This window comes from Caballeronia arvi, assembly GCF_001544695.2.
In the GTDB taxonomy this organism is placed as follows: Bacteria; Pseudomonadota; Gammaproteobacteria; order Burkholderiales; family Burkholderiaceae; genus Caballeronia; species Caballeronia arvi.
This window is the reverse complement of record NZ_FCOM02000046.1, coordinates 21,851-34,619: the sequence shown is the minus strand read 5'-3', so window position 1 is coordinate 34,619 and position 12,769 is coordinate 21,851. Positions and strand designations below refer to the sequence as shown.

At 63.2% G+C, this 12,769-nt stretch carries 12 protein-coding genes; 2 read left to right on the top strand and 10 right to left on the bottom strand.

Annotated features, from left to right (window positions below; translation table 11 throughout):
- The first annotated feature begins 208 nt into the window (after window positions 1-208).
- The gene (gene gndA / locus AWB74_RS32845; RefSeq protein WP_061150786.1) at window positions 209-1,615 is read left to right on the top strand and encodes an NADP-dependent phosphogluconate dehydrogenase; all 1,407 of its coding nucleotides are present in this window, start codon (window positions 209-211) and stop codon (window positions 1,613-1,615) included.
- 64 nt (window positions 1,616-1,679) lie between these two features.
- Here gndA and AWB74_RS32840 read toward each other — a convergent pair whose 3' ends face one another.
- The 8 genes from AWB74_RS32840 to AWB74_RS32805 all read right to left on the bottom strand — a co-directional run bounded on the left by AWB74_RS32840 (window position 1,680) and on the right by AWB74_RS32805 (window position 10,183).
- Window positions 1,680-2,180, bottom strand: coding sequence for a DUF4411 family protein (locus AWB74_RS32840; RefSeq protein WP_061150785.1), 501 nt, complete (start codon window positions 2,178-2,180; stop codon window positions 1,680-1,682).
- Between the two features lies 1 nt (window position 2,181).
- Window positions 2,182-3,348 (bottom strand): helix-turn-helix domain-containing protein, encoded by a 1,167-nt coding sequence (locus AWB74_RS32835; protein WP_061150784.1) that lies wholly within the window; start codon window positions 3,346-3,348, stop codon window positions 2,182-2,184.
- Window positions 3,349-3,450: 102 nt separating this feature from the next.
- Window positions 3,451-4,572 carry a Gfo/Idh/MocA family protein gene (locus AWB74_RS32830; protein WP_061150783.1) on the bottom strand — a complete coding sequence of 374 codons (1,122 nt, stop codon included), beginning with the start codon at window positions 4,570-4,572 and terminating at the stop codon, window positions 3,451-3,453.
- Complete coding sequence (locus tag AWB74_RS32825; RefSeq protein ID WP_061150782.1) at window positions 4,569-5,633, bottom strand: sugar phosphate isomerase/epimerase family protein; 1,065 nt, start codon at window positions 5,631-5,633, stop codon at window positions 4,569-4,571. Before AWB74_RS32825 ends, AWB74_RS32830 begins: the two co-directional genes overlap by 4 nt.
- Before the next feature lie 46 nt (window positions 5,634-5,679).
- On the bottom strand, window positions 5,680-6,645 hold the full coding sequence (locus AWB74_RS32820) for a substrate-binding domain-containing protein (protein ID WP_061150781.1): 966 nt from the start codon (window positions 6,643-6,645) through the stop codon (window positions 5,680-5,682).
- A 31-nt stretch (window positions 6,646-6,676) separates the two neighbouring features.
- A complete protein-coding gene (locus tag AWB74_RS32815) occupies window positions 6,677-7,693 on the bottom strand; it encodes an ABC transporter permease (RefSeq protein WP_061150780.1) in 1,017 nt (338 codons plus the stop codon).
- Complete coding sequence (locus tag AWB74_RS32810; protein WP_061150779.1) at window positions 7,674-9,161, bottom strand: sugar ABC transporter ATP-binding protein; 1,488 nt, start codon at window positions 9,159-9,161, stop codon at window positions 7,674-7,676. The genes AWB74_RS32815 and AWB74_RS32810 overlap by 20 nt, the downstream gene beginning before the upstream one ends.
- Before the next feature lie 2 nt (window positions 9,162-9,163).
- On the bottom strand, window positions 9,164-10,183 hold the full coding sequence (locus tag AWB74_RS32805) for a LacI family DNA-binding transcriptional regulator (protein ID WP_061150778.1): 1,020 nt from the start codon (window positions 10,181-10,183) through the stop codon (window positions 9,164-9,166).
- A gap of 196 nt (window positions 10,184-10,379) precedes the next feature.
- On the opposite strand from AWB74_RS32805, the gene AWB74_RS32800 reads away from it, so the two are divergent.
- Complete coding sequence (locus tag AWB74_RS32800; protein WP_061150777.1) at window positions 10,380-10,796, top strand: YciI family protein; 417 nt, start codon at window positions 10,380-10,382, stop codon at window positions 10,794-10,796.
- Between the two features lie 14 nt (window positions 10,797-10,810).
- Here the strand turns inward: AWB74_RS32800 and AWB74_RS32795 are convergent, their stop codons facing one another.
- Together AWB74_RS32795 and AWB74_RS32790 are read right to left on the bottom strand one after the other, a co-directional pair.
- Window positions 10,811-12,004 carry a thiolase family protein gene (locus AWB74_RS32795; protein WP_061150776.1) on the bottom strand — a complete coding sequence of 398 codons (1,194 nt, stop codon included), beginning with the start codon at window positions 12,002-12,004 and terminating at the stop codon, window positions 10,811-10,813.
- 11 nt (window positions 12,005-12,015) lie between these two features.
- Window positions 12,016-12,723: an SDR family oxidoreductase gene (locus AWB74_RS32790; protein WP_061150775.1), complete on the bottom strand. Its 708-nt coding sequence runs from the start codon at window positions 12,721-12,723 to the stop codon at window positions 12,016-12,018.
- Between the last annotated feature and the right edge of the window lie 46 nt (window positions 12,724-12,769).

Below are 12,769 nucleotides of genomic sequence, written 5' to 3'. Positions count from 1 at the left end.
CGGCGTGGCGCAACGCGCTCATCCGGGCGGCACGCGCCCTGCCGGAAGCGGCTCAAAGTGGTAAATTCGGGCGGTCTGCGCTCGCGCAAAGCGGATCGCCGCATCGGTCGCCGTACTCACGCGCGTGCGCCGCTCCCATCGACACATTTTCATCCCGAAGCCGCGCGCCACGAGCCGCGACAAGCTTCGGTCATTCGGAGATCAAGCAATGAGCAAGCAAGCTATCGGCGTGGTGGGCCTCGCCGTCATGGGCCGTAATCTGGCCTTGAATATCGAGAGCCGCGGCCACGCCGTTTCGGTCTACAACCGCAGCCGCGCCAAAACCGACGAACTGATTGCCGAACATGCCGACAAGAAGCTCGTGCCGACCTACACGCTCGAAGAGTTCGTGGAATCGCTGGAAAAGCCGCGCCGCATCCTGATGATGGTGAAGGCCGGCGCCGGCACCGACGACACCATCGCCGCGCTGCGTCCGCTGCTGGACAAGGGCGACATTCTCATCGACGGCGGCAACACGCACTTCACCGACACCATCCGCCGCAATCAGGACCTCGCGAAGTCGGGGCTGCATTTCATCGGCACGGGCGTGTCGGGCGGTGAGGAAGGCGCACTGAAGGGCCCGTCGATCATGCCGGGCGGACAGAAGGAAGCGTACGAACTGGTCGCGCCGATTCTCACCGAGATCGCCGCGAAGGCGCCGGACGGCGAGCCGTGCGTCGCGTACATGGGTGCGGACGGCGCGGGCCACTTCGTGAAGATGGTGCACAACGGTATCGAGTACGGCGACATGCAGCTGATCGCCGAGAGCTATGACGTGCTGAAGCGCGTCGCCGGTTTGTCGAACGAAGAGCTCGGAAAGGTGTATGTCGAGTGGAATCAGGGCGAGCTGGATAGCTATCTGATCGAGATCACGTCGAAGATCTTTTCGAAGAAGGACGATGAAACGGGCAAGGATCTCGTCGATGTCATTCTCGATCGCGCCGCGCAAAAGGGCACGGGCAAGTGGACGAGCCAGAACGCTTTGGACCTGGGCGCGCCTTTGCCGCTGATTACCGAGGCCGTGTTCGCGCGCGTGCTGTCGTCGCTGAAGGATCAGCGCGTGGCGGCGAGCAAGGTGCTCGCAGGGCCGACGCCGAAGTTCGACGGCGATCGCGCCGCGTTCATCGAATCGGTGCGGCGCGCGTTGTATCTGTCGAAGATCGTTTCGTATGCGCAGGGCTTTGCGCAGTTGCGGGCAGCGTCGGAAGAATACAAGTGGGATCTGCATTACGGCGAGATCGCGAAGATCTTCCGGGCCGGTTGCATTATCCGCGCGCGCTTTTTGCAGAAGATCACGGATGCGTACGCGAAGAATGCGCAGCTCGCGAATCTGCTGCTCGATCCGTATTTCAGCGATATCGCGGCGAAGTATCAGGACGCATTGCGCGATGTCGTGGTCGCGGCGGTGAAGGCGGGGATTCCTGTTCCCGCGTTTTCATCGGCGATCGCTTATTTTGATGCGTATCGGTCGGAGAGGCTGCCCGCGAATCTCGTGCAGGCGCAGCGCGATTTCTTCGGCGCGCATACGTTCGAGCGGGTCGATAAGGCGGGGAGTTTTCACGCGAATTGGGGTTAAATCCATTCGCAGCAGAAAAAACGGGGCGGCTTTCGGGCCGCCCCGTTTTTTTCGTCCGTCCAGTTCAAGCCGCCTTCGCCCACGCGAAGGAAGCGCGTAGTTCTCGCAGCACATCGAACGTACTCCGTGTCGATACGCCAAAATCGCGGCACACGTTGGGAATCTTCACCATTTTCGAGTTCTCGCTGAACTCTTCGTGCGTCGCAATGTTCCATCCCATTGTTCGAGCCTTGGCGATCAGCCACGGATCGGCGCCGCCAATGAACTTGTCCTTGTTCGGTCGCGTGTACCGCTCAATCGATTCGATATGCTGAATAACTTCGGCAAATAAAGATTGCGTTTCGTCGTCAGTGACATCCAGAAACCATCCGCTGCCTTGACGCGCCTTGGTCCAGTCGGAAAGCGCATCGCTTCCCCGCACGAGTTCTTCGTAGACTTCGCTGATGCTTGCCACCAATCCTCGCTCATTGGCGTCGTCCAGCCAGTGCCAGAATCCCGGGCAGATATCGTTCGCGTAGTAGCGGTTCTGCGCTTCGATGAAGATATTCGTGTCCAGCAGATACATCTCACTTCTCTCCGTACACACTATCGGCAAGCTTGCGCAGATTCGCCGGCGCGATGCCTAGAAGATGGCCAGCGTCACGCAACAGCATCCGACCTTCGAACGCCGTTTCGAGCACCGCCCGGGTCAAGAGCTTGCTATTCCGGATCGTCGATGTCCTATAAGGGTTGCCGCCGCCCGAGCGCCGTGTCACGGCGGTTTCCCAGCGCGCCCGCTCAAGCTGGAAGAAACGCGTGAACGCGGGCCAGCTTGCCAAGCCAATTTCCACCGCCCTTCGCGCGACGACAACCGCGCTCACCTTGAATTCACGCGAGAGATCCCTGACCTGCGCCGCAAAATCGGTCCGCCGATCCCATCGAGCGCGGATTTCGCGGGCGGGAACCAGAAACTCGGCCGCCACGGCGTTGCAAAGCCGCTCGACCTCGCTGATGCGCACATGCTCGACGGCGAGCCCTTCATTGGAGACGCCGCTGACACCGATCCAAACGTGTGCGAGCTCGTGAATCAAAGTGAAAATCTGAGCCGCCTTCGCGTCCCTGCCGTTGAGAAAGATCACCGGGGCAAACGAATCGGCGAGCACGAAACCACGAAACTCTTCCACCGAAAGCGGACGGTGCGTGTTGTTCCCTACCACGCCGGAACGCATCACGAGCACACCCGCATCTTCGATTCGTTCGATCAGGAGCTTCAGATAAGCCTCCCAGTCGCGACTATCGATGCGACTCTGTTCGGAAAGGTCCAGCACGCGCTTAATGTCCGCGGCGATCTCCGCAGACGTGGCGTCAGTCCCGAATCGGCCGATGTAAGACAGCGGCCCGTCGCCTTGTTGCTGACGAAATTCCCGATACCACGTCTGCTTGCGCAAGACCATGTTCAGCAGCTCGCGGAAATCAGCGCTCAACGGTCGGACGGGATCATCGCCGACCGTTCTGAAATCGGCGATGGGCAGTTGCTCGTCCGGCGGGGCAGGAAGATACAGATATCCGAATGGGATGTGAGTGACTTCCGCGATTCGCTTGGCCTGCCGGAATGTTGGCTTACGCTCGCCTGTCTCCCACGACGACACACGCGCCGCCTCCGTGCCGAGTCTGTCGGCCAGCGCAGGCGCGCTGATACCCGAGCGCCGAAGCGCCCAGGTCAGTATCGCGGGATTGATGTGCGCCTCGGTCACGAGTGAAGACGGGATGATCGGAAGCCAAAAGAGTAGCACCGGAAAGTGTCGTCAGTCGTTGACTCGCGGCAGACGACAATTGAAAAGGAATCGATTTGCGAATCAACTGAGAGATACCCATTCCCCATCTTCCCCACTGCTCCTCAAAACCGCCTCCACAAACCTCAACCCCGCGACCCCATCCTCGACGGTCGTGAGCCAGTCATCCCCTTGCGTAGTCCCGCTCGCGATACACGCCGCTGCATCGGTATAAACCTGCGCGAACGCTTCCAGATAGCCCTCCGGATGCCCCGCCGGCACGCGCGTCGCGTGCAGCGCTTCGGGACTCTGCACGCGCCCGCGCGTGATGCGCTCCGACGCGCCTCCTATCGGCGTGAACCACAGTTCATTCGGCGCCTGCTGATGGAACGCGATGCCCGCCTTCGTGCCATACACGCGCAAGCGCAGCGCATTCTCCTCGCCCGCCGCGACCTGGCTCGCCCACAGCATGCCGCGCGCGCCGCCCGCGTAACGGAACATCGCCTGAACGTGATCGTCCACGCGCCGGTTCGGCACGAACGTCGTCACGTCCGCCGATAACGCCACTGGCCGCATCCCCGTCACGTATTCCGCAAGCTGATACGCATGCGTGCCGATATCGCCGAGACAGCCGGCCGGGCCCGCGAGCGCCGGATCGGTGCGCCACACGGCCTGCCGGTTCGATTGCGTCTCGACCGGCAACGAAAGCCAGTCCTGCGCATACTCCACCTGCACGACGCGTATATCGCCGAGCAAGCCGCGCCGCACCATCCCGCGCGCGTGACGCACGAGCGGATAGCCCGTGTACGTATAAGTCACCGCAAACACGCGATCCTTCTCGCGCGCGAGCTTCGCAAGCGCCTCGCCTTCGGCCAGCGATACCGCGAGCGGCTTGTCGCAGATCACGTGGATGCCCGCTTCGAGAAATGCCGTCGCGATCGGCGCATGCAGATGATTCGGCGTGACGATCGCCACCGCCTCGATGCCATCCGAGCGCCCCGCTTCGATGCGCGCCATCTCGCGATAATCGTCGTAACTGCGCGCAAGACCGATCGCCGCCGCGCTCGACGCCGCCCGCCGCGCATCCGACGACAACGCGCCCGCCACGAGTTCATAACGATCGTCGAGCCGCGCCGCAATCCGATGCACCGCGCCGATGAACGCGCCCTCGCCGCCGCCGACCATGCCTAGTCGCACGCGATTCATCGATCGTCTCCGACGATGCCCAACACGCCGCGCATCTGCTCGCGGCTCGCGCCGCTGCCGGCGAAGTCATCGAATGCGCGCTCCGCCACGCGGATGATGTGATCGCGTATGAACACCGCGCCCTCGCGCGCCCCGTCTTCGGGATGCTTCAGCGCGCATTCCCATTCGAGCACGGCCCAGCCGTCGAAATCGTATTGCGCCATCTTCGAGAAGATCGCCTTGAAGTCGATCTGACCATCGCCGAGCGATCGGAAGCGCCCCGCGCGATCGGCCCAGCCGGAATAGCCGCCGTACACGCCTTGTCGACCATTCGGCCGAAATTCAGCGTCCTTCACATGAAACGCCTTGATGCGCGCGTGATAGATATCGATGAACGCAAGGTAATCGAGTTGCTGCAAGACGAAATGACTCGGATCGAAGAGGATGTTCGCGCGCGGATGACCATCCACCGCCGCGAGAAAGCGCTCGAACGTCACGCCGTCATGCAGATCCTCGCCGGGATGCAGTTCGTAACAGACGTCGATGCCCGCGCGATCGAACTCATCGAGAATCGGGCGCCAGCGCTGCGCGAGTTCGTCGAATGCGGCTTCGACGAGACCCGCCGGACGCTGCGGCCACGGATAGACATACGGCCACGCGAGCGCGCCCGAAAACGTCACATGCGCGTTCAGGCCCAGGCGCTTCGATGCCGCCGCCGCGAGCTTCAGTTGCGCTATCGCCCATTCGGTGCGCGCCGCGGGATTGCCGCGCACGTGCGGCGCGGCAAAGCCATCGAACAGCGTGTCGTAAGCCGGATGCACCGCGATCAACTGGCCTTGCAGATGCGTCGACAGTTCGGTGATCGCGACGCCCGCGTCATCGACCGTGCGGCGGATTTCGCCGCAATACGCATCGCTCGATGCGGCCTTCTCGAGATCGATCAGACGCGGATCGGCGGGCACCTGTATGCCTTCATAACCAAGCGATGCCGCCCACTTCGCGAGGTTCGCAAGCGTATCGAACGGCGGCTGATCGCCCATGAATTGCGCGAGAAAAATCGCCGGCCCTTTGATGGTCTTCATCTTTCGCCTCTAGGAGAAAGAAGGCCGAATGAACGGCCTTCGCACATCAGAACGGCGAGTTCGGGAAATAGAACTGCTTGGCGTTCTCTTTCGTGATGAGCACCGAAGGGATGATCGTCGTCGGTGGCAGCTTGTCGCCCTTGAGACGCGCCTCGGCGGTCAGCTTGATCGCGTCGTAGATGAACTTCGGCGAGTACGAGACATCGGCCTTCACGCGCGAATCGCCATCGATGATGCGCTTCACCGCTTCCTTCGATCCCGCGCCGCCGAACACGATCTTGATGTCCGTGCGCTTCGCCTGATCGATCGCCTTCAGCACGCCGACCATCATGTCGTCATCGGCAGCCCAGACTGCATCGATATGCTTGAAGCGCGTCAGATAGTCCTGCATCACCTTGAAGGCGTCGTCGCGATTCCAGTTCGCGTACTTCGCGTCGAGAATCTTCATGTCGGGATGCTGCTTGATCACGCCCTCGAACGCGGTCCAGCGCTCGTTGTCGAGCGTCGTCGGAATGCCGCGCAGCGCGACGATATCGCCCTTGCCGTTCAGTTCCTTCGCGAGATATTCGGCGGGGATCTTGCCGAACGCGGTGTTGTCGCCGGCGACGTATGCGTCTTGCGCGCTGGTGTCGGTCAGGCCGCGATCGACCACCGTCACATACACGCCCTTCTTGTGAACCTGCGCGACCGGCTGCGTGAGGGATGCCGATTCCTGCGGGAAGATCACGAGCGCATTGATCTTGTTGACCGTCACGAGATCCTGCAACTGGTTCGCCTGCTCGGGCGCGGTGCCCGCCGTTTTGACGATCACCTTGAGATCGGGATGCGCTTTCTCCAGCTCTTTCTTCGCCTCGTTGGCCCACCAGACGATGCCGCCCGTGAAGCCATGATCCGCGGTCGGAATGGCGACGCCGAGCACGACCTTGTCGGCGGCCGATGCAGACGACGATGCAACGGCGAACGCACTCGCCGCGAGCGTGAGCGCGCCGAGCGCGCGAAGCATTTTCTTCATGACGATGTCTCCGGTTTTATAAAGGCAATCTCTATCGACGACCGCGCTGCAAGAAAGCTACGAGAATGATCACGGCGCCCTGCACCGCCGCGTTCAGATACACGCTGATGATGCTCGTGAGGTTGAGGATGTTGTTGATGACCGAAAGCAGAATCGCGCCGATGACCGTGCCGATCACGCGCCCTTCGCCGCCCTTGAGCGCCGTCCCGCCGACGACGACCGACGCGATCGCTTCGAGCTCCCACAAGAGGCCGGTCGTCGGCGTCGCGGACCCCAGGCGCGGCACATACAGAACCGTCGCAACCGAAACGCACATGCCGAGCAGGACATACGTGACGATCTTCACCCGATCGACGCGAATCGCCGCATAGCGCGCGACCTGCTCGTTCGATCCGATCGCCTGCACATGCCGTCCATACACCGTGCGATTGAGCACGAGCGCGCCGCCCGCCGCGACGATCAGAAACACCCAGATCGGCACCGGCACGTGCAGCACGCTCGCGTAATAGACCGGACCGTAGAGATCGACGAGCGAATTGTCGAGCGTGAGCGCGCCGCCATCGGCGAGCCATGTCAGGAGCGCGCGAAAGATGCCGAGCGTGCCCAGCGTGACGATGAACGGCTCGATGCGCCCCTTCGTCACGAGCACGCCATGCGCGAAGCCGAATACCGCGCCGAGCACGAGCGCGAGCACGATGCCCAGCGCGATGATCAGAAGCGGCGGCACCGCATGACCGTGAAAGCCCTGCATGAGCGCGTTCATCATGTAGATCATGCTGCCCGCGATCAGCGCGGCCATCGAGCCGACCGACAAGTCGATGCCGCCCGAAATGATCACGAACGTCATGCCCACCGCGATGATGCCGATGAACGACGTGCGCGTGAGCACGTTCATCGCGTTATCGAGGGTGGCGAAGTCGCTGTTGAGCAGCGTCCCGCCGATGCACAGCGCAATCAGCCCGATCAGCGGCCCGACGCCGAACAGAAAGCGCGCGACAGTGGAAAGGCGGCTCTCGCTTTCGGTGTCTTCAGTGTGTGCCGGTCGCATGCGCGATCAACCTCTCTTCGGTCAAATGATCCATGCCGAGCGTCGTGACGAGCTCGCCCGCGCGCATCACCGCGACGCGATGACATAAGCCGATCAGTTCGATCAGCTCGGAAGAAATCACGATCACCGCGCGCCCTTCCGCGGCGAGTCGATGGATCAGAAAGTAGATATCGCGTTTCGCGCCGACATCGACGCCGCGCGTGGGTTCGTCGAGCACGATCACGCGCGGATCGGGATGCAGGAACTTCGCGAGCGCGAGCTTCTGCTGATTGCCGCCCGAGAGCATGCGCGCGCGGATCGACGCATTGCCCGTGCGAATGCCGAAGTCCTTCACCGCTTCGTTCAACGCATCGCGTTCGGCGCGGGTATCGATGAGCGGACGAGCGTAGCGTTCGAGCGTCATCATCGTGAGATTGTCTTTCAGCGCCATGTCGACATGCAGGCCGCGTCCCTTGCGGTCTTCGCTCAGATACGTAAGGCCGTGACGCATCGCATCGCGCGGGCTGTTCAGCTTGACCGTTTTCGTATCGATGACGACGCGCCCCGCGCTCAACGCCCGCAATCCGACGAGCGCCTCGAACAGCTCCGTGCGCCCCGCGCCGACGAGCCCCGCGAAGCCGAACACTTCGCCCGCGCGCACCGCGAAGCTCACGTCGTGCGCCCAGCCGGGCACCGATGCGCCTTCGACCTTGATTGCGACGGGCGCGTCATCGGGCAACGAAGGCTTGTCGGGAAACATGTCGGAGACTTCGCGGCCGACCATCAGATTCGCCATCTGCTGACGCGTGAGTTCGTCGGTCGGCGCGCGCGCGACGAAGCGGCCATCGCGCATCACGATCACTTCGTCGGTCACGCGCTCCACTTCATCGAGCTTGTGCGAGATATAGACGATGGTCGTGCCAGCATCCTTCAGGCGCGCCATCAACGCGAAGAGGCGCTGCGTCTCGGATGGCGTGAGCGTCGCGGTCGGCTCGTCCATGATGAGCAGGCGAGACTTGCGCAACATCGCCTTCGCGATCTCGACCAGTTGCTTCTCCGCGACGATCAGATCGCGCACGCGCGTGTCCGGATTCTTGTGCAGACCGACATCGTTGAGCGCCGCGCGGGCGTCGTCTCGCATCGCGGTTTCATCGAGAAAGAAGCCCTTCTTCAGCTCGTGCCCGAGGAACATGTTCTGCGTGATGCTCAGGTGATCCGCGAGATTCAGTTCCTGGTGAATCAGCACGATGCCCGCGTGCTCCGCATCGCGCGAGCTCGTGAATTCGGCTTCGCGTTCGTCGATAAAGAACGCGCCCGCGTTCGCACGCTCGTAGCCCGCGAGAATCTTCATCAACGTGGATTTGCCCGCGCCGTTTTCGCCGAGCAAGCCGTAGATGCGCCCCGGCGCGAGATCGAAGGTGACGCCGTGCAACACGCGCACCGGCCCGAACTGTTTTTCGATTCCCTCGAAGCGCACGGCGAGGCTCATCGTCACGCGCTCCTTCTTTGAATCAGCCGATGCGGCAGCAGCACGCCCGGCACCTCCGCGCGCGGATCGCGCAGACGCTTGAGCAGCAGATCGGCCGCCGTTTCGCCGAGCAGCTGCATCGGCTGCGAGACGGTCGTCAAAGGCGGATCTACGTGCGCGGCCACGGCGATATCGTCGAAGCCGACGACGGCCACATCGTCGGGCACGGCATAGCCCGCGCCGCGAAAGCCGTTCATCACGCCGATGGCGAGCGTATCGGACACGGCGAACGCGGCGGTGGGACGCGCATCGCCGAGTGCCGCGAGTTGCGCGGCGGCGCGTTCGCCGGCGTCGTAATCGAGGCTATCGAGCTCGATCAGCCATGCCGGACGCGGTTCGATGCCGGCGTCCGCGAGCGCGTCGCGAAAGCCCGCGAGCCGCTGCCGTCCGTATAGATAACCTTGCCCCGAATTGATGAGCGCGATCTTGCGATGACCCTTGCCAATCAGATAACGCACGACATCGCCCGCCGCGAGATGATTGTCGATGCCGACATACGGCACGCCCGCCGACGGATCGAACTCGCAGCACGCGACCCACGGCAATGTCGATGCTTCTTCGGCAAGCGCCTTTTGCACCGCGGCCGGATCGAGACAGATGGCGCCATCGGCACGGCGTCCGCGCAAGAGATCGAAATAGCTTCGCTCGCGCAACGGGTCCGCGCCGGTATCGCACAACAGCATGAAATAGCCGTTCTGGCGCGCGACGCTGTCGATGCCGCGCACGATCGCCGCATAGAACGGATTGCCGAAGTCGGGGACCATCGTAAGAAGCAGGCGGCTTTCCGCCGTGCGCAAATTGCGCGCGAGCTCGTTGATGCGATAGCCGCTCGCTGCGACCGCCTGACGGACTTTTTCGCGTGTCGCCTCGCGAACGTTCGTGTGCCCGTTGAGCACGCGCGATACCGTAGCGACGGACACGCCCGCGCGCTCGGCGACGTCGGCAATCGATACTTCCTCGCGTGGACGAACGGTATCTGACATCGCTGAAGTCGCTCGTGGCGATCGACATGTAATGGATTACATTATTTGATCGTACGAGCGGGAAGGCAACAGCAATCGACTAGGGAGAAACGCTTAAGAGTGTGCATGTCGATCTCGTGTCATGTTGCTCGTCGTAGTTGTCGGAGCGGGCCGATGACGCCCGACACCAATACTCTCATTTCAAGGAGCGATCCACATGCGATTCATGATGCTGATGATCCCGCGCGGCTACGAAACCGCCGCACCCGGCACGATGCCGGCCGCGGACGCCGTCGCCGCCATGATGAAGTACAACGAGGAATTGCAAAAGGCCGGCGTGCTGCTCGCGCTCGACGGACTGCATCCGCCGTCGATGGGCGCGCGCGTCACGTTCGAAGGCGGCAAGCCGCGCGTGACGGACGGACCGTTCGCCGAAGCGAAGGAAGTGCTCGGCGGTTACTGGATGCTTCAGGTCAAGTCGCGTGAAGAAGCGATCGAGTGGGCGAAGCGTTGCCCAGCCTCGGACAGCGAGATGATCGAAGTGCGTCAGGTGATGGAAATGGACGATTTCCCGCCGGACGTGCAGCAGGCCGCGGCGGGATTCGAGGAGATGCAGAGCAGGAACAAGCCTTAAGAGCGTCAAGAGCCTTAAGCGACCGCCTCCAGCGCGAGCGCGATGCCCTGCCCGCCGCCGATGCACAGCGTCACGATGGCGCGCTTCACGCCATCGCGGCGCATCGCGTGAGCAAGGCGCGTCGTGAGCACCGCGCCGGTCGCGCCGATCGGATGGCCGTGCGCAATCGCGCCGCCTTCCACGTTGACGATGTCCTCCGGCACGCCGAGCGTTCGCGCCACCGCGATCGGCACCGCCGCGAACGCTTCGTTGATCTCGAAGCGCTCGACATCGCCGAGCGACCATCCCGCGCGCTGCAACGCCTGTTGCACCGCGGGCACCGGCCCGAGACCGAACATGCCCGGCTCGACCGCCGCCACGCCGAACGCCGCGAGCCGCACGAACGGTTCGATGCCGCGCGCGTCGGCTTCATTGCGGCTCGTCACGATCATCGCCGATGCGCCGCTGTTCAGCCCGGGCGCGTTGCCCGCCGTGATCGTGCCATCGGGACGGAACGCCGGGCGCAGCTTCGCGAGCGTCGCAAGCGTCGTATCCGGACGCGGCTGCTCGTCGCGCACGAACGCGACGGTTTGCTTGCCCTGCTTCACGTCGATGCTCGCGATTTCGGCATCGAACACGCCGTCGCGTTGCGCCGCCGCGAACAGCTGCTGCGAGCGCTCCGCCCAGCGGTCCTGCGCCTCGCGCGTGATATCGAGCTTCGTCACGAGATCTTCCGTGTGCCAGCCCGAATGTTCGCCGGAGAAGGCGTCGACGAGGCCGTCGCGCAACATGCTGTCGTAGATCTGCGCGTTGCCCATGCGATACCCGCGCCGGCCGCCATCGAGCAGATAGGGCGCGCGGTCCATGTTCTCCATGCCGCCCGCGATGGCGAGTTTAGCGACGCCCGCCGCAATTTCGATCGCCGCCGACGCGATGGCCTGCGCGCCCGAGCCGCACACGCGATTCACCGTCAGCGCGGGCACCGAGACCGGCAGGCCGCCGCCGACCGACGCCTGCCGCGCCGGATTCATGCGGTTACCGGCCTGGATCACATTCCCGAACGTCACCGAATCGATCGATGCGTGATCGAGCGACGCACCCGCGCGCCGCAGCGTTTCGGCGATCGCGGCGGCGCCGAGATCGACGGCGGGCGTATCCTTCAGCGCGCCGTTGAACGCGCCGATCGCCGTGCGCACCGGATGACACAACACGATGTCTTCTGAAAACATGTCGAACCTGCTTAGCTGGTAATGCCGGTGAGATAGATCGGCGCGTCCGTCGACAGCGACGCCTTGATCGCGCGGCCGGTGTCATCGACGGTCACTTCCTCCTGATTCTTCGCGACCGCCGCGAGCACTGCGTTCACGACATGCTCCGGCGACGATTTCGGCGCGGTGATCTGCCTGACCATATCCGTATCGATGAAGCCGGGATGCGCCGACACGACCAGCGTGCCCTGCCCGCGCAGTTCCTCGCGCAGCGCGTTGGTGGCCGCCCACGCCGCCGCCTTCGAGATGTGATACGCGCCGCCCGCGGGCAGCGACGCCCACGTCAGCACCGACAGGATATTGATGACCGCGCCGCCGCCGTTCTTCTTCAGCGTGGGCGCGAATGCCTGCGTGAGGGCGATCGGACCGAACGTGTTGATTTCGAGCAGATCGCGAATGCCTTGCGTCGACGCGGGATCGACGAGCAGGCCGCGCGTCGTCACGCCCGCGTTGTTCACGATCACGTCGACGTCGGTGTAAGTCGCCGCCGCTTCGGCGATATCGGCGGCGTTGGTCACATCGAGCCGGATCGCCTGGACGCCGGGAATATCGACGCTCTTCGGATCGCGCGCCGCCGCATAAACCTTCGTCGCGCCCGCTTTCAGCAGCGATTGCGCGAACTGCTTGCCGAGACCGCGATTCGCGCCGGTGACGAGTACCACTTTTCCTTCGATCTGCATGACGTTGCTCCGATTAACTGTGCATATACACTTGTATGGCCGAGTA